The sequence below is a fragment of the Chryseobacterium sp. YIM B08800 genome, assembly GCF_026163565.1.
Taxonomy (GTDB): Bacteria; Bacteroidota; Bacteroidia; order Flavobacteriales; family Weeksellaceae; genus Chryseobacterium.
In genome coordinates, this window is record NZ_JAPDKN010000012.1 from 1 (window position 1) to 25,060 (window position 25,060).

Annotated in this window: 26 protein-coding genes; 7 read left to right on the forward strand and 19 right to left on the reverse strand. The window is 32.4% G+C overall.

Going from position 1 to position 25,060, the window contains the following annotated elements; genetic code table 11:
- Positions 1-20 precede the first annotated feature (20 nt).
- On the reverse strand, positions 21-3,173 hold the full coding sequence (locus OEW74_RS06110; protein ID WP_265427644.1) for a UvrD-helicase domain-containing protein: 3,153 nt from the start codon (positions 3,171-3,173) through the stop codon (positions 21-23).
- Positions 3,174-3,353: 180 nt separating this feature from the next.
- On the opposite strand from OEW74_RS06110, the gene OEW74_RS06115 reads away from it, so the two are divergent.
- The 4 genes from OEW74_RS06115 (at position 3,354) to OEW74_RS06130 (ending at position 5,908) form a co-directional block, all read left to right on the forward strand.
- The gene (locus OEW74_RS06115) at positions 3,354-4,100 is read left to right on the forward strand and encodes a hypothetical protein (RefSeq protein ID WP_265427645.1); all 747 of its coding nucleotides are present in this window, start codon (positions 3,354-3,356) and stop codon (positions 4,098-4,100) included.
- A gap of 6 nt (positions 4,101-4,106) precedes the next feature.
- Positions 4,107-4,892 (forward strand): carboxypeptidase regulatory-like domain-containing protein, encoded by a 786-nt coding sequence (locus OEW74_RS06120; protein WP_265427646.1) that lies wholly within the window; start codon positions 4,107-4,109, stop codon positions 4,890-4,892.
- A gap of 248 nt (positions 4,893-5,140) precedes the next feature.
- Positions 5,141-5,677, forward strand: a complete 537-nt coding sequence (locus tag OEW74_RS06125) for a DUF2975 domain-containing protein (RefSeq protein WP_265427647.1) — start codon at positions 5,141-5,143, stop codon at positions 5,675-5,677.
- 3 nt (positions 5,678-5,680) lie between these two features.
- Complete coding sequence (locus tag OEW74_RS06130) at positions 5,681-5,908, forward strand: helix-turn-helix domain-containing protein (RefSeq protein ID WP_265427648.1); 228 nt, start codon at positions 5,681-5,683, stop codon at positions 5,906-5,908.
- A gap of 110 nt (positions 5,909-6,018) precedes the next feature.
- Here OEW74_RS06130 and OEW74_RS06135 read toward each other — a convergent pair whose 3' ends face one another.
- The 5 genes from OEW74_RS06135 to OEW74_RS06155 form a co-directional block, all read right to left on the reverse strand.
- Entirely contained in the window at positions 6,019-6,531 is a 513-nt protein-coding gene (locus tag OEW74_RS06135; protein ID WP_265427649.1) for a GNAT family N-acetyltransferase, read from the reverse strand.
- A 2-nt stretch (positions 6,532-6,533) separates the two neighbouring features.
- Complete coding sequence (locus OEW74_RS06140; RefSeq protein ID WP_034678114.1) at positions 6,534-6,755, reverse strand: PspC family transcriptional regulator; 222 nt, start codon at positions 6,753-6,755, stop codon at positions 6,534-6,536.
- Between the two features lie 4 nt (positions 6,756-6,759).
- Positions 6,760-8,025, reverse strand: a complete 1,266-nt coding sequence (locus tag OEW74_RS06145) for a DUF2851 family protein (RefSeq protein ID WP_265427650.1) — start codon at positions 8,023-8,025, stop codon at positions 6,760-6,762.
- Between the two features lie 276 nt (positions 8,026-8,301).
- Positions 8,302-9,450, reverse strand: a complete 1,149-nt coding sequence (gene bshA / locus OEW74_RS06150; RefSeq protein WP_265427651.1) for an N-acetyl-alpha-D-glucosaminyl L-malate synthase BshA — start codon at positions 9,448-9,450, stop codon at positions 8,302-8,304.
- A 67-nt stretch (positions 9,451-9,517) separates the two neighbouring features.
- The gene (locus OEW74_RS06155; RefSeq protein WP_265427652.1) at positions 9,518-11,248 is read right to left on the reverse strand and encodes a glycoside hydrolase family 3 protein; all 1,731 of its coding nucleotides are present in this window, start codon (positions 11,246-11,248) and stop codon (positions 9,518-9,520) included.
- Between the two features lie 112 nt (positions 11,249-11,360).
- Here OEW74_RS06155 and OEW74_RS06160 point away from each other — a divergent pair, with 112 nt between their 5' ends.
- Positions 11,361-11,876, forward strand: coding sequence for a hypothetical protein (locus OEW74_RS06160; protein ID WP_265427653.1), 516 nt, complete (start codon positions 11,361-11,363; stop codon positions 11,874-11,876).
- 84 nt (positions 11,877-11,960) lie between these two features.
- Here OEW74_RS06160 and ribA read toward each other — a convergent pair whose 3' ends face one another.
- The 8 genes from ribA to OEW74_RS06200 form a co-directional block, all read right to left on the reverse strand.
- Positions 11,961-12,554 (reverse strand): GTP cyclohydrolase II, encoded by a 594-nt coding sequence (gene ribA / locus OEW74_RS06165; RefSeq protein ID WP_102979228.1) that lies wholly within the window; start codon positions 12,552-12,554, stop codon positions 11,961-11,963.
- A 13-nt stretch (positions 12,555-12,567) separates the two neighbouring features.
- Positions 12,568-13,017: a hypothetical protein gene (locus OEW74_RS06170; RefSeq protein WP_265427654.1), complete on the reverse strand. Its 450-nt coding sequence runs from the start codon at positions 13,015-13,017 to the stop codon at positions 12,568-12,570.
- The gene (locus OEW74_RS06175) at positions 13,014-13,625 is read right to left on the reverse strand and encodes a DUF4254 domain-containing protein (RefSeq protein WP_265427655.1); all 612 of its coding nucleotides are present in this window, start codon (positions 13,623-13,625) and stop codon (positions 13,014-13,016) included. The genes OEW74_RS06170 and OEW74_RS06175 overlap by 4 nt, the downstream gene beginning before the upstream one ends.
- Positions 13,626-13,641: 16 nt before the next feature.
- Complete coding sequence (locus tag OEW74_RS06180) at positions 13,642-13,857, reverse strand: twin-arginine translocase TatA/TatE family subunit (protein ID WP_265427656.1); 216 nt, start codon at positions 13,855-13,857, stop codon at positions 13,642-13,644.
- Between the two features lie 31 nt (positions 13,858-13,888).
- Positions 13,889-15,448, reverse strand: a complete 1,560-nt coding sequence (locus OEW74_RS06185) for a peptidoglycan DD-metalloendopeptidase family protein (RefSeq protein WP_265427657.1) — start codon at positions 15,446-15,448, stop codon at positions 13,889-13,891.
- Positions 15,445-16,287: a DUF4292 domain-containing protein gene (locus OEW74_RS06190; RefSeq protein WP_265427658.1), complete on the reverse strand. Its 843-nt coding sequence runs from the start codon at positions 16,285-16,287 to the stop codon at positions 15,445-15,447. Before OEW74_RS06190 ends, OEW74_RS06185 begins: the two co-directional genes overlap by 4 nt.
- A 135-nt stretch (positions 16,288-16,422) precedes the next feature.
- Complete coding sequence (locus OEW74_RS06195; RefSeq protein ID WP_265427659.1) at positions 16,423-17,439, reverse strand: sugar nucleotidyltransferase; 1,017 nt, start codon at positions 17,437-17,439, stop codon at positions 16,423-16,425.
- Positions 17,440-17,474: 35 nt separating this feature from the next.
- Positions 17,475-18,929: a lipopolysaccharide biosynthesis protein gene (locus OEW74_RS06200; RefSeq protein WP_265427660.1), complete on the reverse strand. Its 1,455-nt coding sequence runs from the start codon at positions 18,927-18,929 to the stop codon at positions 17,475-17,477.
- A 121-nt stretch (positions 18,930-19,050) separates the two neighbouring features.
- Here OEW74_RS06200 and OEW74_RS06205 point away from each other — a divergent pair, with 121 nt between their 5' ends.
- Positions 19,051-20,388: a dihydroorotase gene (locus OEW74_RS06205; protein ID WP_265427661.1), complete on the forward strand. Its 1,338-nt coding sequence runs from the start codon at positions 19,051-19,053 to the stop codon at positions 20,386-20,388.
- A gap of 160 nt (positions 20,389-20,548) precedes the next feature.
- Here the strand turns inward: OEW74_RS06205 and OEW74_RS06210 are convergent, their stop codons facing one another.
- Entirely contained in the window at positions 20,549-21,151 is a 603-nt protein-coding gene (locus OEW74_RS06210) for an FMN-dependent NADH-azoreductase (protein WP_265427662.1), read from the reverse strand.
- Positions 21,152-21,278: 127 nt separating this feature from the next.
- Here OEW74_RS06210 and OEW74_RS06215 point away from each other — a divergent pair, with 127 nt between their 5' ends.
- Positions 21,279-21,665, forward strand: a complete 387-nt coding sequence (locus OEW74_RS06215; RefSeq protein ID WP_265427663.1) for a winged helix-turn-helix transcriptional regulator — start codon at positions 21,279-21,281, stop codon at positions 21,663-21,665.
- 34 nt (positions 21,666-21,699) lie between these two features.
- On the opposite strand, the gene OEW74_RS06220 is transcribed toward OEW74_RS06215, so the two are convergent.
- The 4 genes from OEW74_RS06220 to OEW74_RS06235 form a co-directional block, all read right to left on the reverse strand.
- The gene (locus OEW74_RS06220; RefSeq protein WP_204531019.1) at positions 21,700-22,341 is read right to left on the reverse strand and encodes a Crp/Fnr family transcriptional regulator; all 642 of its coding nucleotides are present in this window, start codon (positions 22,339-22,341) and stop codon (positions 21,700-21,702) included.
- A 300-nt stretch (positions 22,342-22,641) separates the two neighbouring features.
- Positions 22,642-23,091 (reverse strand): hypothetical protein, encoded by a 450-nt coding sequence (locus OEW74_RS06225; RefSeq protein ID WP_265427664.1) that lies wholly within the window; start codon positions 23,089-23,091, stop codon positions 22,642-22,644.
- Between the two features lie 31 nt (positions 23,092-23,122).
- Positions 23,123-23,719, reverse strand: coding sequence for a hypothetical protein (locus OEW74_RS06230; protein ID WP_265427665.1), 597 nt, complete (start codon positions 23,717-23,719; stop codon positions 23,123-23,125).
- Positions 23,720-24,161: 442 nt separating this feature from the next.
- Positions 24,162-25,058, reverse strand: a complete 897-nt coding sequence (locus OEW74_RS06235) for a helix-turn-helix domain-containing protein (RefSeq protein ID WP_265427666.1) — start codon at positions 25,056-25,058, stop codon at positions 24,162-24,164.
- Positions 25,059-25,060 lie beyond the last annotated feature (2 nt).

Consider the following 25,060-nt stretch of genomic DNA (forward strand, 5'->3'; position numbering starts at 1 on the left):
CCCCCGAAACTCTTTTAACTTTATAAATTCTCGGGAATATAAATCAGCTGTGTTTTAATCACTTTCATTCCCAGGTTTTCTAAAACAGATTTGTAAGTTTCGATTTGTTTATCGTTCTTTTCGGTTTCCATTCCGGTTTTAAAATCGACGATAATATAGCCTTCATCACCTTTTAAAATTCTGTCGGGACGGTAAATTCTGCTGATTCCTCTTTCAGAAATCATGATGTCTTTTTCGTTGATTACTTTCCATTTTTCATCAAAAAACTCCGAATATTGATGAATGATTTTTCTGAGATCTTCTTTAATATTTTCCTTTTCTTCGAGCGTAATCTGACCTTCCAAAACATACGTTTCCAAAACTTTATCAATGTCTTTTTCGGTATTGATTTTTGAAAGCAGTTCATGCACAAAGAGCCCGATTCTTACTTTCTCGTTTCTTACCTGATAATTTTTTGAAGGCGTAGCGATTTTTATTGAACTTGTATTTTCATGCTCGTTTCTCAGGGTTTGAATATTTTCAGTTTTAAACTCAGATTTTTTATGAGAAATTTGTTTTTTCAACATTTCAGGATGCGTTTTATACAAATCAAATTCATCAAGATCCTGAAGATTTTTAGATTGAATAAACTCTAAAATTTCTAAATTATTCGAAGTCTTATTCTGTTTCTGAAGATAAAAAAACAACTGTTCTACAGGTCGTGTTGTCGCCACATATTGCAAACAAAGTCTATCAACAAGATTTTTGTAAGAATTTTCGTGATTAAATTTCTCAATGCCTTCATCATACACTTCAAGATTTTTATTGAACTGATTGATATTAACCGATTTTAAAGCCGATTTCTCATCCGTTTCAAACCAGTTGCTAAATTCAGAATCACGGTTTTTATTCATCATCGGAATAAAAACGACCGGAAATTCAAGACCTTTTGCTTTATGAATCGTCATGATTTGAATCGCATCGATATTTTCGGAAGCCTGAATTGTATACGTTGAAGCTTCTTCGTCCCAATATTTCAAAAATTCTTTGGTACTTGCTCCTGCATTTTGAGTAAAATTGAAAAGCATTTCCAAAAAGTTGAGTAGGAAATCTGTTTCTTTATGCTCAATCGAAAACTCGTTGATGTAATATTCAATAAAATTATAAAGATTAAATTTCGGAAAATGATCTTGTTTCAGTTTTAAATGATACTTTTCTTCAATAAATTGAATGATGGTTTCATGCTGTTCTAAAGCCAAAATTTCTTTCATTTCTAAAGTGAAATCGGGCATGCTGATTCTTCCGAGTCTGTTGAGATAAAACATCATCATAATAAGATGAGGTTTGTTTTTCGGATTGGTTTCCCATTTCAAAAATTCAACAACAGCCAGTAAAGTATTTGATAATTCTAAAGTCAAACCTTTATCAGAAATCGTTTTAATATTGGTTTCTTCGCCATTATAACTGACTTTCAGATTTCCTAATTTTTGTGAATAAGAGAAAATGTCAAAATTTCCACGGCACAAAATGGTAATATCTGAAAACCTGAAACCGTTATCCAGACATTCCTGAATATCTTTCTGCATTTTATCGGAAACATCGTTGTAGAAATCCTCATTGGTTAAATTTTCAATGAGATTTACCTTTACTCTTCCGTCAATGCTTGATTTTGGATTTTGCTCGCCATCAACACCAAAAATATGTTGATGTTCTTCTTCAAGGTTTAAAGAATGAAATTGATACAGCTCATTATTAAACTGAACAATATTTTTAGCACTTCTCCAATTGTCTTTCAGAACTAATAATTCAGCCTTTTTAGGAGTAAATTCTTTTTTGTTGATAATATCCAACATCAATTTACTTTCACCGCCACGAAAACGATAAATACTCTGTTTCGGATCACCCACCAAAGTAAAAGAAGTATTTTCTGTCGAAATACTGTGATCTCTTAAAGGAACAAAATTTTGCCATTGCAATTCTGAAGTATCCTGAAATTCATCAAAAAAGTAATGCTGAAACTGTGAGCCTACTTTTTCATAAATAAAAGCTGAAGGTTCATTTTTAAGATTTTCATTAATCAGAATATTAAATTTTGAAAGCAAAACCAAATCATTTTCTTCCTCAATTTTTCTCAGCTCATCCTGAATGTCTTTGTTCACCTTTAAAGGCAGTAATGCAGAAAGTATTTTTTCTTTTTTCTGAGTTTCGATGAAAAGAAGAATGAGTTTCATTCGGTTTTCAAGAAGCTGATCCAGGATTTCTGAAATTTCTGCGTCTTTGTGTTTCGATTTTGCTGCGGCTCCTTTTCTGTATTTTTCAACCACAGATTCTTCTGATGTTGTTGGAAAAGGAAATCCTGCTCTTTTTTTCTGGTAAAAATCGACAACTTTCGGGAAAAAACCACCGATTCCGTTTTTTCCCTGCGCAAAATCTTCAATCTCGATATTTCTTGATTTAAATAATTCGATTGACTGTAAAGCTAATTCTAAAGACTGTTTTTTATTAAATGTAATCTCTTTTCGTAAAGTATTTTTAATGTTTTCATAATTCTCATCATCAAATTCTTTATTGTCTTTCAGATGTTCGTAATGAATGTCTTTTACAAATTCTTTCGCAGAATCATAAAGGTTTTTGTTGAGATTAATTCTTTCGTTATTTTCCAGACTATAATCCACATAATCCATAAACGAATTGGAAATATTCTCATTTTCCCCGATTTGATCGAGCATTTTGTCGACAGCTTCAATCAAAAATGGTTCTGCATCAATTTCAAGATTAAAATTTTTAGCCAAACCCAATTCATAAGAAAAACTTCGCACCAATCGAGAATTGAAACGGTCAATCGTCCCGATATTTAAGGTAGAATAATTATGCAGGATATAATCTAAAAGTTTTTTTGAACGATGATGAAGTTCATCAATCGTTATTTTCAGACCTTCGTTTTCAAATGCTTTCTGGATGTTTTTAAGATCATTATTCTCACGATAATTATCTGCCGTAAATTTGTTGAGCCATGAAAGAATTCTTTCTTTCATTTCGTTTGCGGCTTTGTTGGTAAATGTTAATGCCAAAATATTTCTGATAGATTGATGCTGATTGGGATATCTCAGACAAATCATCAGAAGCCTCTGCACAAGAGCATACGTTTTGCCGGAACCTGCCGAAGCGTTGATTACTGTATAAGAGTTTGACATTTTTTACGAAAGATTTTATGCAATTTAGATAAAATTTAATTGAAAATTTAACAATTTGAAGCTGATATTTTAACAGTTCCAAGGTTTAAACTCAAAAAAAATATTAAAACCCGTTAAGTCTGGTTAAACTTGATGCATTAATGAAAAATAACTTTAGTTTTGCTTAATAAACAATAATCTGTGAAATATAAACTACTCTTTATTTTGTCTCTGATTTCTTTTGTTCAAATGAATGCTCAAAACTATATTTTTGGGAAGATTTCGTCTGAAGATTTGTCTGAAGTTCCAAACGTGACGGTTATCAATCTGCGGACTGATGAGCAGGTTCTTACCAACAGAGACGGTCATTTTATGATTTCCGGAAGACAAGGCGATATTCTTCGTTTTTTTAAAAACGGATTTGAAAGAACAGACCAAAAAGTTTCCAAAGAAAATCTAGAATCACCAATGAACGTAAAGTTGTTGAGGGCGGCACAATTAATTGCTGAAGTTGAAATTAAAAAAGGACTCAGCGGAGATTTGAAGATAGATTCTAAAACATTTAATCAGCCAAAAAAAGTTGAGAAACTGAAAGCTGAAATTAATAATTATCTAAAACAAAAATCTGATCCAAGAATTTTAGCAGCCAGACCCGGTGAATTTGTGCAGCCAAAAGGGCAGGGTTTTTCTATAGGAAAAGTAAAAAATAAATGGGATGATCTTGATCTGGCAAATTATCTCGCTTATGCTTTGGGTGAGCAGTATTTTACCGATTTAAAAATTGAAAAACCTTTCATTAATCATTTCATCTATTATGTTCTTGCAGGTGGATTTGAAAGACAGAAAATTTTGAAGTATGGTTTTGTAAGCGATGCCGATCTGATGAGATTTCAAGGAGCGGTTTTGATGAGGATTTCCTCTTACCGAGCTCCTCAAACTCAAAAATAAACACAAATGATGAGAAAAAATTTTGCTGTATTTTTCTTTTTTCTTACAATATATTTTTTTGGTCAGCAGAAAATAACGGGAAAAACTTTGAGTGAAAACGATATGATTGTCACTTCAGTTTTGGTCGTCAATATTTCGAATGATCAGAAGGTTTACAGTAATTCTTTAGGTGAATTTTCTATTGAGGGTTCTGAAAAAGATGAGATCAGATTTATCAAAAAAGGATATGAAAGAGCCTCAAGAAAAGTTGCAGATGCAGAGTCTCCAATGAATGTTGTTTTGGTAAGAATTCCTGAAGAGATTGAAGAAGTAGAAATAATTTCAACAACCGGAGATCTCTCTAAAGATTCTAAAAAACTGACTAAAATTGATAAAAAAGAGCAGCTTCAGAAAGCGATTGGTCTTCCGAAATCTCCTGAAAAGCCTCGAGAAGTTCCGGCTGAAGTAAAAAAAGTTTTATTGGCCGCAGCTTTTGGAAATCTTAATATTCAGAGTATTTATGATCTGGTAAGCGGGAAATCCAGAAGGCAGAAAAGATGGTACAAATATGAAGATGTACAGCTTGATATTACCTGGATCAGAAAAAGAATTGATGATGAATATTTTGTGAAAGACGGAATTCCTGCTGAAAGAATTCCGGAATTTTTAGAATTCAGTTTTCTTATCAAGCCTGAAATAAGATCCTATGTGAAAGCTAAAAATATAAACAGAGTTATGTTTAATTTAGACAGTGTACTTCCGATTTATGTAGAACGTCTGAAATCAAACAATAATACTGTTGAGCAAAAATGAGTAAAGTGTCTACAAAGTTTTTAATACTGATTGCTTTACTAAATAATTTTTACATTTTCACAGCAAAATTCGACAGATTATCCTCAAGACAACCTTCGTTATAATTAATAATCAAGTATAAATGATCGACAATTTTTTTTCAAAACATATTATATTATTCGATTAATATTTTTTGATTAATAATTTGTTTTTATTGTTTATCGATAAAATTTATTACTTTTGACATATTAACTTTAAAATAAATAATGATGTCAAAAACAAATAACTTCGTATTTTGGGGCTTATATATTGTAGCCTGGCTTATTTTTGTTGGTTTATGCGTTGAAGCAGGAGGTTTAATAGTAAATTTCTTTTTCAGTCTGTATAAACCTGAACTTATCCAAAATCTTTATCAAAATTTGGATTTAACTGAAATGTATAACAACAGCAAATTAGTTTTTTTCGGTGTCTATGGTTTTATTCTAACCATTTCAATTTTAAAAGCTTGCCTGTTTTATACAGTTATCAGACTAATGCACACAATGGATTTGTCAAGACCATTCAGCAGTTTCGTTGCAAAACAAATTTCAAAAATTAGTTATTACACCCTTTCAATTGGACTGTTAAGTTACATTGCCAAAGAATTAGTTGAAAATTTAATGCATTATGGTTTTGTTACCGACCATTTAAACGAATTTTGGTCAGACAGTCAGGCGTTTATTTTGATGGGAGCTGTAATCTATATAATAGCGACGATTTTCAAAAAAGGGGTAGATATTCAAAACGAAAACGATTTAACGGTTTAAGATATGGCAATTATAGTAAATTTAGATGTTGTAATGGCCAAGCGAAAAATGTCACTTAATGAACTTTCTGAAAAAGTCGGACTGACTTTATCGAACCTTTCCATATTAAAGACGGGTAAGGCAAAGGCAATCAGATTTAGTACTTTAGAATTAATTTGTGATGTTTTGGAATGTCAACCAGGTGATATTTTAGAATATGTTAGTGACGAACAAAAAACAACAATGCGTTAAAGATGTTGCCATAATTCGAGAGAGACTGACTGGTAAATTTCAATAATTATACTGTTGACTCAATCTATAGACAAAAAAATCTAGAGCAATCAAAGCTCTGGATTTATATTTTAATGATAAACGATGTCATAAATTTCGTCTTTTACATCCTTTAAGTTTTCAGGGGAGTAATTGGCAAGAAGCCAGAGTTTGAGGCTTTTTTTGCCTTCACCATAACTTGGCTGTACATACATTTCGTCAATCAGATTGAAACCGTTTCTCTGATAAAACGAAAAACGTCGTTTAGCATCGTCGTTCAAATGTTCAGGCTCAATTTCCAAAATAATTCTTGGATAATTTTTAAATAAATAATCGGTAATATGAGAACCCAATTTTTGATTTCTGAATTCTGAAAAGACTTCAAAATGCTCCACAAAAACATAATTGCTCAACTCCCAAATAATAAGGTAACCGATATTTTCTGTATTATTTAAAACAGAAATCACTTTTACATTCGGATGTTCAAATAATCTGATAAATTGAGACCATTCTCGTCTTTCATCTTCCGGAAAAGTTGTTGAATATGAGTGATAAATCTGTTGCACACGATAATCATCGGGTGACATAATCTGTAAAAATTCCATAATTAAAGGTCAAAAACGCTTGGTCGTCTGGTGATAAAAATGTCTTTAATCCAAAGAGTAAAAGCCAGACCAAGATAAATTAAAAAGAAAAAACCTGCCGTTGCAAAAGTAGAATAAATAAAGAAAACTCTCAGTTTGGAAACCGGAATTCCCAGTTTAGCACCCATTCTTGTGAGTACACCAAACCATTCGCGTTCCATTTTGTGGCGTAGATTATCAAACATTTTTTTAAGATTCTTTTAAAATTTTAAATCCGATACCGCAATTTAAGCAATTTTTTGCTTCGCAATAGTTTTTAAAATGATAAATCAGGCTTTGGCTTTCTAAAGAGGTTTTGATTTTCACCCCTAATTTTTTCCATTCTGTAATCACTGAATTCTTTTCAGACTGAATTTCACTGTAGAATTTTAGAATTTCGTCGTTGATGTTTTCATTTTGGTATTTGTGATATGTATATTTTATAGGAAGAATAGCATTCAAAATAATCAGTTCAATGAAGTCTCTCGTTAAAACTTTGGGATGATGAATAGAAGATATTTTACCAAAATTAAAATGATTGTCCCAATATCCTGAAGCTTTTATTTCTTTAAAAATTTGATGTAGAGCATTAGAGTTTTCTGCAGTAATGATTTTTGAGAATAAGTTTTGATGCTGGAAATAAAGATCTGCGAGTTGTGATAAACGAATTGTAGGGAAGTTTGGCGGGCGTAACCGAAGAAACTTGGGATGAATTGTAATTTCAGGAATAGTATATTTTGCTTTAAGAAACTCAAATTCTCTTTTCCATATTTTCATTTGCGAATCTTGTGGATTTTCTAACCAGCCGGAAATTCCAAAAAATAAAGCTTCAAGCTGTGTTTTATTTTGCCGGATTTTATTGATGATATTGAAATCTATGCTTTCTGCTATATGTTTAAATATTGATGCATTGACTTTTAAACCGAAAGAGTAGGCGAGATGATGAAACATAACGGCTTCATAATTATTTTTGTGACGCAGCAAATCTGATTCTATTTCTAAAGATTTTTCTTCAAGTTTTTTAAGCAAATTTTCTTCATGGAAGTTAATTGGAATTTTTGCCGAGCTGAAAACCTTTTCACAAGGAATAAAAAGATTTTCTTTTAACAAATTCTCATATTTCTGAAAAACATTTTTATCTATATGATCTCTCAATTCCAGAGTTGGGATATTTTGGTCTTTAAATTCTTTGATGTCAACATCATTCTGGAAAACTACATGCAAAATGATATTCTGATAAGCTGGATCTTTTGAGTGTTGATGAAAAATCCAGTCGGAAGATTTTACATGAAGCTCGATGTTTCCGGCAAGAATCATGTTTTTGATTTTAATTTTTGCCATCAGAAAATCCGGTCCCGAATTGGTATTCCATTTCCCAAAATCTATAATTTCAATAGTATTTCCGTCGGTGTCTTGGAAGTTGAAATGAGTAAATACTTTGAAATTCCAAAGGTATTGAAGCAGTTTTTCGTTCATCAGTTGTGGTTTTGTGTTACAACTAATTTAGTGAAAAATATTTTTTGAAATAATATTTTTTTTGATTGGATTTTTAGGTTGCGCTCCTACGGAGCGCCGCGATTCATAGATTGACTTATGTTTTCTACAAAGGTTCAGCTCCGAAGGAGCTGAACTGATTCAAGAATTTGCTTAAAATATGAAAAGCGATATTTTTAATTAAATAGTTTTATAAAAATTTGTAAACAAAAAATCCAGAGGAAGAACTCTGGATTTTAATTTATTTGTAAAGAGATTTTAAGCTCTCGCAGGTTCTTTTTTAAAATTAGCAATCGTTGTTTTGTACATTTCTTCATAAATAGGAAGAATGTTTTTCAGATCAAATTTTACAGCTTGTTCTTTAGCATTCATTTTCATTTGTGCCAAAAGTTCATCGTTGCTTAAAAGTTTGATGCAATAATTACTCATTGCTTCTACATTTCCGATTTCTGCTAAAAATCCGGTTTCGCCCTGAATATTTACTTCAGGAATTCCACCAGCATTTGAGCTGATTACAGGAGTATATGCTGCCATTGCTTCTAAAGCTGCCAAACCGAAGCTTTCCTGCTCAGAAGGAAGTAAAAATACGTCTGAAAGCTGTAAAATTCGATACAAATCATTTACTTTTCCAAGCAATCTGATTTTTGAAATTAAATCAGGATTTTCTTCTAAGAATTGATTTACTTTTTCCATATCGGGACCTTCACCGATGATAATCAATTTAGATTTTACTTTCTTTTCAACATTTTTAAAGATTTGTAAAACTTCATCCACACGTTTTACTGGGCGTAAATTGGAAACGTGAATAAGGATTTTTTCATCCGGATTTGCAAATTGAGTTCTTTGACATTCATTAAGTTCATCAAGTTCCGAATTATCAATAAAATTAGTGATGACCTGAATTTCTTTTTTGATATTAAAAAACTGTAAGGTATCTTTTTTCAGACTTTCAGAAACAGACGTAATTGCATCTGATTGGTTGATCGAAAATTCTACCGCATGTTTATAGCTTGGATGTTGTCCCACTAATGTAATATCTGTTCCGTGAAGTGTGGTTACCAAAGGAATGTCATTATTGTCTTCCTTTAACATTTGCTTTGCCGTAAATGCTGCATAAGCATAAGGAATTGCATAATGAGCGTGAAGCAAATCTAATTTATAAAGATTCACAACGCGATAAATCATCGAACTCAACGCAATATCATAAGGTTGATATTGGAAAAGAGGATAGGTTTGAACATTTACTTTATGAAAGAAAATATTCGGATTGGTAATATCTAATCTTGCGGGAAGTGCCGAACTGATGAAATGTACTTCATAGCCTTTGTTGGCGAGAGACATCCCTAGTTCTGTTGCCACAATTCCGCTTCCGCCGTATGTTGGGTAGCAAAGTATGCCTATTTTCATCTGTTAATTTTTTATTTTTTTTTAATTGTCAGATGGAACGCTTAAAAAGCGTTTCATATGTCTGTTGTTATTTTGAAGTGGTGAATTCTGTTGATTTTGAATATTTAAATGGATCTAAAGTTATCCCCATTCCAGGTTTTAATTGGTCATTAACTAAAACCGGAAGTTTTCCTGAAATTGTAGTCTTTCCACGAAATGCATCTGCAGTTGCTGTCATAGAATCATCGTTGTTTTCGTAAGAAACCAAAACGGTAGAAACTTTAGATAAATCAATATCCTTCAAAGCATAAGCGCTTCCGAAAACATTTAGAATAACATTTTGGTTTTTAGTTAAATCTGCCAATATCTTTTTAGATTCTCCTGAAATTTTGTAAGGTTTGTAAGCTGTAGAATTATCTTTATGAAAACCAACAATTACTGTAGAATTTGCAGGGATTGTATTGATTTCTGAAGCTTTTTTAATAATAACTTTAACATCTAATTTTAACCTGTTTTCAAAAGTCTGATAAGGAGCTTCTTCTAATGGAATGTAATAATAAGTTGAATTATAATTTAATGGAAGCAGCTTCTTTTCGTCTTTCAATAACGTTAAAGCATTAGAATAAAGATTTTGAACCAGCTTTGTATGCGAATCATTATTGAGGTCGTAGTTGACGTTTTCAGGATTTTTTGGAGTGTATTGATTTAAGCCTAAAAAATATTTAGTTAAAAGAATTTTCTTTACACTTTCCTCCACTCTCGATTGTGAAATTTCTCCTTTATCAATTGCTTTCTGAATGAGTTTTTTACCTTCTGCAACACCTTGTGAAAAAAGCATGATGTCATTTCCTGCTTTAAAAGCTAAAGCATCCAGTTCGCCCGGTTTGTATTTGTTGGCTACAGCGCCCATGTTTAAGGCATCGGTAATAATTAAACCTTTGTAACCCCATTTGTCTTTTAATAGTCCCGTGATAATGTTTTTCGAAATTGAAGCAGGAATTCCTTTTCCAGATTCTAAACTTGGAACGTACAAGTGCGCAACCATCACGCCGCCGATTCCTTTATTCATTAAAGCTTTGAAAGGCGCTAATTCTATTTTATTTAATCTATCCAAGTTGTGAGAAACTACTGGAAGGTCGAGGTGAGAATCTGTATTGGTATCACCATGTCCCGGAAAATGTTTGATAGCCGCAAGAATATTGTTGTCTTGTAAACCATTTGCATAAGATAATGCAGATTGGGTCACATTAGAAACTTCAGAACCGAAACTTCTGTTCCCGATAATCGGATTATTTGGATTGGTATTGACGTCAACAACAGGTGCGAAATCCCAGTTGATTCCCATTCTTTTGCAGTCTTCAGCGATTTTCGCAGCCATCTTATAAATAAGATTTTTATCCTGTATAGCACCCAATGTCATTGCCCACGGAAATTTGTGAGCGGTGTTGATTCTTTGGTAGAGTCCCCATTCTGCATCCATTCCGATCATTAACGGGACTTTTGATTTTTGTTGAAACTCATTTACCAAATTAATTTCTCTTGCTGCGTCATCCTGCATCAGAATTAATCCGCCGATTTTATCGTTTATAACAATGTTTCTTATTTGGTTGATGTGGCTTTCGTCTTTATTGGTATAAAGCGCTACAATAAAAAGCTGACCCAGTTTTTCATCCTGTGAAAGACTGTTGTAAGTTTGGTTGACCCATTCTCTTGCTTTTTTGAGGTCTTGCTTTGAAATATCCTTTGGCTGATATTGCGCCGAAATATTTACACTGAATAAAACGGTAATTAAGAGAAAATTAAAAACTAATTTCTTCATGATTTTTGAATATGAACAAAAATACGATTAAAAAAATCATGAATACTAAAGTTTTTGTGATTTTTGGTATATGTTTTGATTCCGCCATTAGTAATATTAAAACTTATTTAAAATGAAAAAAATTATTCCATTTTTAATGCTTGCATTTGTCAGTGTATTTACTGTTAGTTGCGATAATGATGATGATAATGTACAGTATGTAGATAACGACACTGTTGCAGGAGTTATAGAGATTACTAGAAGTTTCCAATATAATAGTGCTACAGATCAACATTATATTAATCAATCAATCAGCATATTACCTTCTGATATGGTTTTAGTATATAGATTAAAAGATCTTTCCGGAAGTAATAATGTTTGGGAACAAATTCCTAAAACTATTTACCTGAACAATGGTAACGAATTAGATTATGATTTTGATTTTACTAAAAATGATGTACAAATCTATATTGGAGGAACTTATGATGTGACGACTACGCCAATTTACTATAATAATCAAAAATTCAGAATTGTTTTAGTTCCTGCAGATATTGTAAATAAAGGTGCTAAAGCTCCGGTTGATTACAGCGACTATAATGCAGTTATCAAGTATTTTAAAATTAACGATTCAAAAGTTACGAAATACTAAATCAAGCAGAATCTTTTCAAATTTTTATAATAAAAAAGCGCCGGAAATTTATTTTTCGGCGCTTTTGATTTATTTGTTTTTTAATTATTTCTGATCATCTAAAAAATGACCGAAAAAATCTTTTTTTGTCTGTAAGTATTCTTTACTGTTTTCATTTGCAGGAATTTGCAACGGAACTCTCGAGTTGAGGTTGATGTTGCTTTCCTTTACAAATTTTACCTTTTCCGGATTGTTGGTTAAAAGGTTGATATTTTCTATTTTCAGTTGATTTAGAATTTCGATAGCGATACCAAAATTTCGGTCATCGGCAGGTAATCCTAATTCCAGATTTGCCTGTACGGTATCAAAACCTTTTTCCTGAAGAGAATATGCTTTAAGTTTATTGATGATTCCGATGTTTCTGCCTTCCTGACGAAGATAAATGATGAGTCCGCCATTTTCATGCATATATTTCATTGCTGCATCAAGCTGTTGACCACATTCGCATTTTTTTGAATGGAAAACTTCTCCGGTAATACATTCAGAATGAAAACGTACATTAACAGGCTGAGAAAAATCTGTATTTTCTGCGATTACTGCCATGTGTGGCATCCAGTCATTTTCATCTTCCGAGAAAGCGATCATTCGGAAATTACCGTGCTCTGTAGGAACATTAGCTTCCGCCTGAATTTTAATCATTGAATTGTTTTGTTTATTTTTTTCCGTTTACAGAATCTTCTATTACGGTAATATTAGTTTTGAGTCTTACCAAATATCTGTTTAATACTTCATCTTCATCTTTCTTAAGGTATTTTCTTAATTTTTGGATGTTTTTGTAAGATTTTTCCAGATTTTTAATGGTCTTGTTTTTACCTGAATTATTCCCTGCAGCTATTGCATACAGATAATTTTGAAGCGTGTACTTTAAGGTAATTACTTCATCATTTACAGCAGTATTGGTAAATTTAGGAAAAGTAGAAATCAGATTAGTGATCTCTGAGGCATTTACATTTTCGGTAATATTGATGCTTATACTTTTTGAATCTTCAGAATCAGATTTTGTCTCACTTGAGAATGTGTTTGATAAAGGCGATAAATTCAGCTTTTCAGTGGCACAAGAAGTGATTAATAAAAGTATTCCAAGAAAAAGTAGTCGTCTCATTTTTGCTCCTTTTGGTAAAGGATTGGGTTAAGACTTTCATCGTTGTACATTTTCATTTGTTTGTACACTTTCATCTTAACATCACCGTTTTCAATATCTGTAAGTAATTGAATAATTGAAGTCGACAAGTCTTCTTTCTGAGTAAGCAATACGTCTAGTTTTGCCTGGCAATTTTGACGATGCTCTTCAGAAGCAGATTCTCTGTTAGCTTCCAGCGACATATGATAAACCTTTAATGCCAAAATAGATAATCTGTCAACAGCCCAGGCTGGAGTTTCTGTATTTATTTTTGCATCAGATTTAGGAGTAATATTTTTATATTTATCTAAAAACCAACTGTCTATAAATTCAACCAAATCAGTTCTTTTTTGATTTGAAGAATCTATAGTTCTCTTTAATTGAAGAGCATCAACAGGGTCTATGTTTTCATCTCTAATAATATCTTCCAAATGCCATTGAACGGTATCAATCCAGTTTTTAGCATACAAAATCCGTTCCAAACTGTCTGTTTCAAAAGGATTTTTCACAGGTGTCTCAACGCTGTCTAATACATGATAGTCTTCAATTGATTGGTTGAAGATCTTCCAGGCAGTATCGGTGAAATTCATTGAAATGAAGAATTATTTAGTTGCTGTTTGAATTATTGTTTGAAGGATTATTCTCCGTAGTTTTTGCTTCCGGTTTGTCTTCTTCTTTAATAGCATCTTTAAATTCTTTAATTCCAGAACCCATCCCTCTCATCAATTCAGGGATTTTTTTACCTCCGAAAAGTAATAAAAGTAATATAGCAACGATAAGGATGTGTTGCCAAGATAAGGCTAGTATTGTTAATGTATACATTTCTTAAAATTTTTGCAAAGTTAATCTTTTTTTAATACGAAACCCAACCTAAAGGGTCAACTGCATTATTTCCATTCCATATCTGGAAATCAAGTGTGTAAGTACCGTCAAAATCCTGAGCAACTGCGCCTACTACGGTTCCTGCAGAAACCTGTTGGTTCTTAGAAACTGTTGTGCTGCTTAGATTTGAATAAATGGTAAAATAATCACCATGTTTTATCATTACCGTTCTTGTACCATCTGCCGAAGGAATTACCTGAGATACTACTCCCGGGAAAACGGCTCTTGCAGAAGTACCTTTTGCCACGGATATTTTAATACCGTTATTTTCTTCCCAAATCGATTTAAAGACCGGATGTTGCTGTCTTCCGAATCTATGGGTGATTGTTCCTTGCGCCGGCATAGAAATTCTTCCTTTGTTTGAAACAAAATTACTTCCCGCAGCTGGAGCAGATACACCATAATTGGTCATTGCTTTTGTTTCAGCCGCTTTTTTATCGCTTTCTTTTTTCTTTTCTAAAGCTTCTTCTGCAGCTTTCGCAGCGTTTAGTTTTGCTGTGGCTTCTTTAGCTCGCAATGTAGCTTCTTCAGATGCTTTTTTAGCAGCAATTTTTCGGGCTTCATCTTTTGCACTAGCCTCGCTTCTTGCTGCCTCTTCATTTCTTTTTCTTTCTTCTTCTTCTCTTTTAGCTACTAAATCTGCAGCTTTTTTTGCTTCGGCTTCGGCTAATTTTCTTTCTTTTTCCAAAGCTTCAGCACGAGCTTTTGCTTCAGCTTCAATTCTTGCTTTTTCTCTGTCTGCAGCTAGTTTCGCCAAACGGATTTTTTCTGCTTCTGCTTTTCTTCTGCTTTCTTCCTCAGCTTTTGCAATTCTTATTTCTTCAGCAATAATGGCTCTTATTTGTCCTTCTAAAGCTTTAGACTGAGCTTGCTTTTGTCTAAGATCTGCAGTAAGTTTAGTTTCATTTTTCTTGAAATCTGTTACCAACTGTTCTTTCTGAGTACGCTCAACACTAATAGTAGTTAAATCTTTTTTCTGATTGGCTAATAAATTTTCTTTTTCATTTGCTGATCTCTTTTTCTGCTCAATAGACTTTTTAAGCGCAACCGCAGCCGTTGTTATTTCAGCAGCTTTTTTATCTTGGTAATCAGAATATTGTTTTAAATATTGTACTCTTCGTAAAGCTTCTCCCAAACTTTTAGATGAAAGAATGAAGGTTACTTTATTTTGTACTCCTTTATTTTTATAAGCATTTACCAAAACTTGAGCATAGTTTTTTCTTAAAACAGCAAGCTCTCGGTTTTGTCTGTTGATTTCCAGCTGACGAAGATATATTTCATCTTCAATAAATCTTTTTTCTTTTTGCGTATTATTATAAACCTTTTCTCTAAGCGCTAATTTTTTATTAACGTTATTCAAATATGAGATAGACAATTTAGATTCGTTTCTTGTTTTTGCCAAATCTGAATTTATCTGAGATATCTGTTTTTTTAGATCAGCATTTTGCTTTTGCAATTGTTCTTTGGTTTGTTGACCATATTGTAAACCGAACAGCAAAATGCCTATTAAAAAGCTAATTTTTTTAATCATTTAATATCAATTTTCTTATAATTGGCTGGAACAGAATAAGGTGTTTCCATCCTCGAAAAGTCAAATTTCGTGTTTTCCAATAAAATCTGGCTTGTTTTAGAACCTTTTATAATTATTTTAACATTTTTTGGTAGCTTCACTTCATTCGGAAAGGTCTCCCAGTTTTCATATACGATTTCAATAGCATCATTGGATTTTACATCTTGCAATTTTACCCAATTTAAATTGAAATCTTCGGTGTACTGCATTTCTACTTTGTATTCTCTTGTAACTTCGTCGGTAACGATCTTCTGGTTTGTAATGGAGGTCAACTGGTAACCTTCAGAGTTTTTCACAATTCTTGAATTACTGTTGGTGATGTGCATAAATGTACGCCCCATCAAGAGTTTTTCTAAAGTTTTATAATCAATAAAATTAACATTCAAAAGGTTATTGAGATAATCAAAATCTGAATCTATATAATTTTTATTGTATTTATCCATTGCTTTAATACCTTCCGGAGTAATAATGGCTCTTGCCGCAGGAATAATTAAAAATGAAATATTAGACCATATTTTTTTGTCACTTTCGATGTAGATTGTTGCATCAAGCGGACTTACTCTTAAATCACTGGCTGTAATTTTGCTGCTGATTTTTACATGTTCAAACTTAGGATGTAACAATATTTTTTCATAAAAAGTCAAACGATCCTGAATGTTTTTGGCATCTTTAGGATCACTTTTATCTGAATTTTGTACCTGGATGCTGTCGTTCTCAGAAGAATTCTGATGAAGAGCTTTTCTGCTTTTGCAGGAAACTACAGTCAGTGTAATAATCAGGAAGATAGCCCAGTTTTTCATGTGATGTTTTATTGTTTTTTAGCGAATGTAATCTTTTCGATTTTATTTGCAGATTTTTAGTAACCTTTTGCAATATTAACGCCAAACCACACAAAATGTTATTGTGTGGTTCTCTCAACGTTATTTTATTTAAATTTATTTTGATAAAAAATCCAAAACTGAAAAATCTCCCAAAGAAATTTCTCTGGCAACTCCATAATAATGAGCAGAGCTTCCAATCATAGAGTTTGAAAGATTTCCATGATCAATTACTGTTTTTTCTTGAATCAGCGAGTTGTCAATATTTGAGTTGATTACTTTTGTTCCCTTACCTAATGAAACGTAAGGACCGATTTTTGAGTTTGAAATTTCTACTCCTTCACCAATATAACATGGCTGAATAATCAAAGAATTCTGAATATTGGCAGATTCAGGATATGCAGTAAATTCATCTTTTTCGTATTCTAATATCTTACCATTGGTTTCTACAGTAGCATTTTTGTTTCCGCAATCCATCCAGTCGTCTACTTTTCCTAAAGAAAATTTAGCGCCAGATTGACGAAGGTTTTCTAAAGCTGTGGTCAATTGATATTCACCACTTACTTTAATATTATTATCCATGATATGGTTAATTTCTGCCATCAATTTTTCAGCTGAATTAAAGTAATAAATACCAATAATCGCCAAATCTGAGACAAAAGTCTGAGGTTTTTCGATGAAATCTGTGATAAAGCCATAATCATCCAATTTTACAACACCAAAAGCAGACGGGTCTTCTACTTTTTTTACCCAGATTACGCCATCAGAATTTGTATCTAAAGTAAAATCTGCTCTGAAAAGAGTATCTGCATACGCAATCACTACATTTCCCTGCATAGATTCTTCAGCACATTTTATCGAATGAGCAGTTCCAAGAGGTTCAAGCTGATGATAAATGGTTCCTTTTGCGCCTAGTTTTTCTGCTATTTTAAGTAATGATTCTTCTACTTCAGTTCCAAAATCTCCGATAATAAAAGCTACCTCTTCAATTTTTTCACCTGCCACTTTAGCAATATCTTCTACTAATCTCTGTACGATTGGTTTTCCTGCAATCGGGATCAATGGTTTTGGAACGGTTAAAGTATGTGGTCTCAATCTTGAGCCCTTTCCAGCCATTGGAACAATAATTTTCATATATGAATGTTTGTTTTTTATTTATAAAATTTAGTTTAAGCCCTTCTTAGAATTTTATTAATCATCGTCCTTTCATTATATGCTAAAAATGCAATGAAGAAAAGAAACAATCCGTTTCCAATTAAATAATTGTGTCGGAAATAATAAAATGAAATCATCGAAATAGCAATAGACAAGGAAAGATAAATCGCTATTTTGGATGTATTATAATGAATTGGATATTGTGATTTCCCCCAAAGGTATGAAATAATCATCATACTTGTATAGGTAATTAATGCCGCAAAAGCACTTGCCCAATATCCGTAGGTTGGAATAAATGTAAAGTTGATAAAAATGGTAATTGCAGCTCCAATTAAAGAGATGTACAAACCAACTCTTGTCTGATCTGAAAGTTTATACCAGATTGATAAATTTAAATAAATTCCTAAAAACAATGCGCCTAACATTACAAACGGAATGATCTCGATTCCTTCGTAATAAAGCGGGTTCTTTAGATATTTTTCAGAGATCCATTGAAGATTTACCATCAATCCGATGTAAATTAAACAGTTGCAAATCACAAAAATGTCCATTAAAACGGCATAGGTTTTATGATTGTTTTTGTCTTTAAAGCTGGAGAAAAAGTAAGGTTCAATTCCTAATTGATAAGCCTGTCTGAAAACCGTGATAAAAGTTGCAATTTTATAAACTGCACCATAAACTCCGATCTGATGCTTCGCTTCTTCTTTTGGAAGTAAATATTTTAAAAACTGTCGGTCTAAAGTCTGATTGATAATTCCTGCCAATCCTGCAATCATTACAGGCCAGGAATAATTCATGATTCTTTTCCAGAGTTTAAAATCAAACTTTTTAAAGCTGAAATTCACAAATTCTTTTCCTACAATCGCTAAAGTGATAATACTTTGTACCAAATTGGCGATGAAAACATAACCAACACCAATTTCAGGGTTATATTTAATTCCTAAAATTCCGTCAGGATAATTGGGAAGCCATTTAATGAAAAATACAACTAAAAAGTAATAGGCTAAAGAACCAATTACCTTTGAAAGCATGTACTGAATGGGTTTTCCTTCAAGCCTTAAAACCGCCGAAGGAATTGTAGAAAATGCATCGAAGGATAAAATGAACAGGAAAATAATTAAATAATTGACCTGATCCGGAGTTTCAAAAGCATTGGCAAGATCCTGCCTGAAAACATAGCCTAAAATTAAATAAATAAAGCCTGTTCCTAAAATACTTAGAGCACAGGTAGAAACCAAAGTTTTCTTATCAATATCGCCTTCCTGAGCAAAACGGAAAAATGAAGTTTCCATTCCGTGAGTCAGGAAAACGGTAATTACTCCGGCAATAGAATACCAATCCACAAAAGGTGACGAAGCTGAAGGTCCGAAAGCTTTTGTTACGATGGGTGCAATAAGAAAAGGGAAGATTCTTACCAATACAGAACTGAGCCCGTAAACAGCGGTTTGTCCAAATAGTTTCTTATACAATTTCAGGTTTTTAAAATGCAAATGTAAATATTAGAATTCATAATTTTCTGATTGATGTTTAAAAATCACTTTGGAAAATATTAAATTTGTGCAATATCAATCTTATATCTAAAAAGTAAAAATGAAAATTCTTATAAAAAATGCTCAAATCGTCAACGAAGGGAAAATTATCAAAAGTGATATTCTGATTGAAAACGATTTGATCTCTAAAATTGATTCTCAAATTTCTGAAGAAGCAGACCAAATTATCGATGCTGAAGGAAAATATCTTTTGCCTGGAGTAATCGATGATCAGGTTCATTTTCGTGAACCAGGTTTAACGCACAAAGGCGATATCGAATCTGAATCTCGCTCTGCGATTGCGGGAGGAACTACAAGTTTTATCGAACAGCCAAACACAGTTCCAAATGCGGTTACGCAAGAATTATTAGCTGATAAATACGAGATCGCTTCTCAGAAATCATTTGCCAATTACGGTTTTATGATGGGCGGAACGAATGATAATTTGGAGGAAGTTTTAAAAACAAACCCAAGAAATGTTCCCGGAATTAAATTATTTTTAGGTTCTTCCACAGGAAATATGTTGGTTGACAATCCTGAAACTTTAGAAAATATTTTTAGCAATACAAAAATGTTGATTGCGGTTCATTGTGAAGATGAAGCTACGATTAGAGCCAATACTCAAAAATATTTGGATGAATATGGTGAAGATATTCCTGTGAAATTCCATCATTTGATCAGAAGCGAGGAAGCGTGTTATAAATCTTCATCAAAAGCAGTTGAGTTAGCAAAAAAAACAGGGGCAAGGCTTCATGTTTTTCACCTTTCCACTGCTAAAGAAATGGCACTTTTCAGAAATGATATTCCTTTAAAAGATAAAAAAATCACAGCAGAAGTTTGTGTGCATCATTTGACATTTACTAATGAAGATTACGATACAAAAGGCGGATTAATCAAATGGAATCCTGCGGTAAAAACTCAAAAAGACAAAGACGCACTTTGGGAAGCTTTGCTGGATGACAGAATTGATGTGATTGCAACCGATCATGCACCTCACACTTGGGAAGAAAAACAAAATGTATACACAAAATGTCCTTCGGGAGCGCCTTTGGTTCAGCATTCTTTGCTGGTAATGCTTGAAAATTATAAAAACGGAAAAATTTCTTTAGAGAAAATCGTTGAAAAAATGGCTCATAATCCTGCGATTTTGTTCAGAATTGAGAAGCGAGGTTTCATTAAAGAAGGTTATAAAGCAGATTTAGTTTTGGTGGATTTAAATCAAAACTGGACGGTTGAAAAAGAAAACATTCTTTACAAATGCGGTTGGAGTCCGTTGGAAGGGATGAGTTTCCATTCTAAAGTGACCCATACTTTTGTTAATGGAAATCTGGTTTACGAAAACGGAAATATCAATGAAAAAAAATTCGGAGAGCGTTTGCTTTTTGAAGTTGAAAAATAGATATCAATAGGAGCGGACTTTAGTTCGCTTTTTTATTAAGGAAATGGATTTGGCTTTAGCTAAAATTTAAACCTCTCGCAGATTGAGCAAATTTCGCAGATAATAAAAATCTGCCTAATCAGTTCAATCTGCGAGAGAATTTATCTAACAATTAATTGATTTAAGCAATCACAATACTTTCAATTCCTTTTTCTAAAGCTGTTTCCTGAAGATGCGGAAGTCCTAAACCTTCTGCCCGGAAAACACTCACATCAGTCACTCCAATGAAGCCAAGTACGCTTTTCAGATAAGGAACTACAAAATCATAAGATTGGTAATCGCCTTCAGAAAATACAGAACCGCTTGCAACAGCGATGTATGCTTTTTTATTTTTTACCAATCCTTCAAAACCATTTTCAGAATATTGAAAGGTCATTCCGCCACGCGCAATGTGATCAATATACGCTTTCAAAGCAGAAGGAATTCCAAAATTGTAAATCGGAACAGAAATAACAATTACATCCGAAGCCATCAATTGTGCAATTGCATCATCTGAACGTTTTACGGCTTCGTTTTGTTCGGGAGTTCTATTTTCTACAGGAATAAACCATGCATCAACCTGTTCTTCACCTAAATGCGGAAAAGGTGTTTTCAATAAATCTAAAGTGGTAATCGAATGTTCAGGATAAGCTTCCTGAAGTTTTTCTTCAATAGCATTTCCTAATGTTCTGCTTGCCGAATCTTTTGTTCTCGGACTTGAAATAATATGAAGTATGTTTTTCATAGGTAAATATTTATTTTTTTGATAATTAAAAATTTCTTCAGCAAAATTATGTACATTTACTTATGAAAAGTAAGTAGTAAACAAAAGGTTAGTACTAACCTTTTAGTTAGTTTTAAAATTAATTTTTATGGAAAACCCTATCGAAAGTGAAGAGATTGTTTGCAGAGGAAGATGTGGAGAAAGCCTTTCTGCAGTTGAAGATGCCATTTATGTCATTGGAGGAAAATGGAAACTGAAAATCATAATTGTTTTACAGGAACTGGGAAATGTCCGTTTTAATGATCTGCAAAGAACAATAGGCGGGATTTCTGCAAGAGTACTTTCTAATGAATTAAAAGATTTGGAACTGAACGGTTTTGTAAAAAGAGTAGTGCATAGCGAGAAAACACCGGTTGTTGTAGAATATATTTCCACCGATTACAGCAGAACGCTGAAAACTGTGATTATGTCGCTTTCTGACTGGGGAAGAAATCACAAAAAAAATATTAGGGAAGATTCTTTTGCTCACTCTTAAGAGGCTAAAATATCAAAAAAATTAAATCGATTAATTACCAATCGTTGTTTTTTTCAAAATACAAAATTCCGTTTTTGGTTTTTAGAATATCACCGTCGTTTTCGAGATTTTTCAAAATGCGACTCACTACTTCTCGGGAAGTACCCAGATTATTGGCAATTTCTTGATGGGTTATCCTTAAAGGGTTTCCGTGATTAACCTGTACCTGGTCTTTAATAAAGTTTAGAATTCTTTTATCAAGCTTATAATACATTGCATTATTTACTTTAGAAACAATATCCGAAAGCCTGTTTTTGTATTCCAGATAAAAGACTTTATTGATTTCAGGATATTTCAGAAGCCATTGGTGCAATTTTTCCACAGGGATTAATATAAGCTGAGAATCTTTTACCGCCACAGAATAAACGCTGCTTATATAATTACTGAAAATAGATGAAAAAGTCATAGAACAACTTTCGCATGGTTTTACATAATAATGTATAAATTCGTTTCCGTCATTCAGCGAAAATACTTTTAGAGATCCTTTAGATAAAATAGGAACAAACCTGTTTCTTTGACCTTCTCTCATGATTTCGTCTTTAGCACCTACGTTTTTTATGAGAACATTATATTCAAACTCATGGAGAAAATCTTTTCCAAGAAAGCCAAACTTTTTTACAATAGTTTTTCTGTACATTAAATTTATTTCAAGTATTATTAAATAATAAGCTCCATTTTAAAAATTCTCAAAAAATCTATGAAAACAAATTTAAAATGGTGCTGAAGCAACGATTAAAAATTTAGTCGAAAACATATTCAGCCTTTAATAGAATTACTTTTTTGGAACATCTAAAAAAGATAATTCTAAAAAAAACAATTCGAAATAAATGGTAACATACAATGTGTTTTTATATTTTTAAATAATCCTTTTGCAGCTTAGTTTTTGTAATCCTAAAAAAAACTAGCAACAAATTCTACTATTTAAAATTAAACATCATCAAGAAAACTTAATCAAGTTTTGATGATGTTCGTACAATCCGTCTAATAAAAGGGATTGCACTTTGTTGGCGACAAATTGCCTCAATATGGTTAGGTTTTTTGCGGAATAATCTTTAAATCTGTCTGGATGAAAACCTACAGGATCCTGCAACAAATCTGTTACGATGAAATTCTGGTCGGTAAAGAGAAGATTAAACCTTGTTTTAATAGTTTCGGAGAACGCATGAGTGAAAAAGTCATTAAACCCAATATGCACTACAGTCGATTTTTCGTTCAAGATATCGATTGCAATTAATTCTTTTACAAAAATAATTTTTTTTGGCTGTAATGTTAACTCTCTTTCTTTATTAATTAATATTTGAGTGCTTTCATAGGTGATGATAATATTGTAAAAATAATTGGAATAATTCTTATTCAAGCTCAAAACGGCTACTTTAAAATCTTTCATATCATTCATTTTGTACAATGTGGTGCTAAAATTATGCGCTGTTTAAATGACGCAATGTTTTTGGTAGAAATTCCTTAAAACTCAGTTGGTTTTCAGCGCAATATTCTTTTTTTATAGTAAGATGTGTTGGTATTTTTATTTCAGGGTGATTTTCTGGGGTGTAACGTTTTTTCCATATTTTTAAAACTTCTGCAGAGATATTATATTCATTCAGAATTTCATCTTCAGATTTTAATTTTAGCCTTAATAATGAAAGCAAATTCATAATTTCATTGATAGTGTAAACCGATTTCCAGAAATCTTCCAGCTTAGGTTGATGCAGAGAAGAACCATTTTTTTTCTTTTTTAATCTCGAGTAGTTTTTCATCTTATCAGTGTCATCTTCAAGCAAAATATTTTCAAAAAATTTATTGAGTTTATTTTTAATAAAAGATTTGCAATTGCTTACAAACAAAGGTTTTTTTGAATGTCCTTCGATAAATTTTTGAGCATAATGGTTTTCTGTTTCAGAAACAGACTCTTTTAGAAATTCGTGAACTAGACATTTTTTACTCAAGCTTGCTTGAGAGCATTTTTCTTCTGAACAATAAGACAGAATCGTTTTTAATTTAATATCGTAATTATTCATTTTAAAAAGAAAATACAGAAGTTCTGGTTATAACAATTGATTATTTAGACTGAATAAAAATCATTATGAAAACAAAAATGATAAATATGAATCTATGAAACGGTGATAAAAGTCACAATGATCTTTTTTTTTAGCTAAGTAGATGGAGTACAGCAAAAGAAAAATGCCTTCAAAGCAGAGAAGGCATTTTTTAATGGTAATAAGCAGAAAAAAAATAATGTTTTCAGAGACAAAAAAGCATGAAATAATATCAGAAAAGATCGTGTTGGAGATAATTTACAAAGATGATTGATAAGAATAGGCTTTAATTAAAAATCATTTTCTCTCGCAAATCAAGCAAATTTTGCAGATCATTGAACAGAAAAAATTGCATAATCAGCCAAATCTTCGAGAGAAAAAAACAATCCTCTGTGAAAAAATCTGAGGAATCTTTGGGAGAGATCTAATTAAAAGATTGCCTAAATTCCAACGGCGACATATTCGTCTTCTTTTTAAATAAAGTAGAAAAAGATTGTGAATGCTCAAATCCCAATTCATACGCAATTTCGCTCACCGAAAGTTCAGTTGTCGAAAGCTTTTCTTTAGCTTTACTAATCAGTTTTTCATGAATATGCTGCTGTGTGTTTTGTCCGGTATGAACGCGCAAAAGATCGCTTAAATAATTGGGCGAAAGATTCATCGCTTCTGCAATTTGATGAACTGTTAAAAGTCCTTTTTCAGAAGATTCTTTGTCAAAATAACCATTCAGAAAAGTTTCAAATTTCGTTAAAAGCTGGTGAGTTCCACTTTTTCGGGTGATGAATTGTCTCTCATAAAAACGCTTCGAATAATTCAGTAATAATTCAATCTGCGACAAAATAATTTCCTGCGTATGATGATCGATGTGCAGACATTCCTTATCAATTTTATTCATGATTTCAAGCAAATCATTCTCCTCATCTTCAGACAAATGCAAAGCTTCATTCACGGCATACGAGAAAAATCCATAAGAAGAAATCGTCTTTGCCAACGAGTGTTTCAGCAGAAAATCTTCATGGAAAATCAACAAATAACCCGTGTTTTCACAATCCATCGTCTGCAAATCTAAATATTGAACCTGATTCGGTGCCGTAAAACTCAAAACACCTTTATCATAATCATAATGTTGCTGTCCGTATTTTATTTTTCCGGTGGCATTTCGTTTCAGAGCAACACAGTAATATCGACTCACAAAACCCTTCCACACCTCATCTTCAATAAAAACACTTTCCGAAAGATTAATCACACTTACCATCGGATGTTTCGGTTCAGGAAGCGAAAGCAATCTGTGAAAAGCAGAAATAGATTTTATGGTGTTCATAA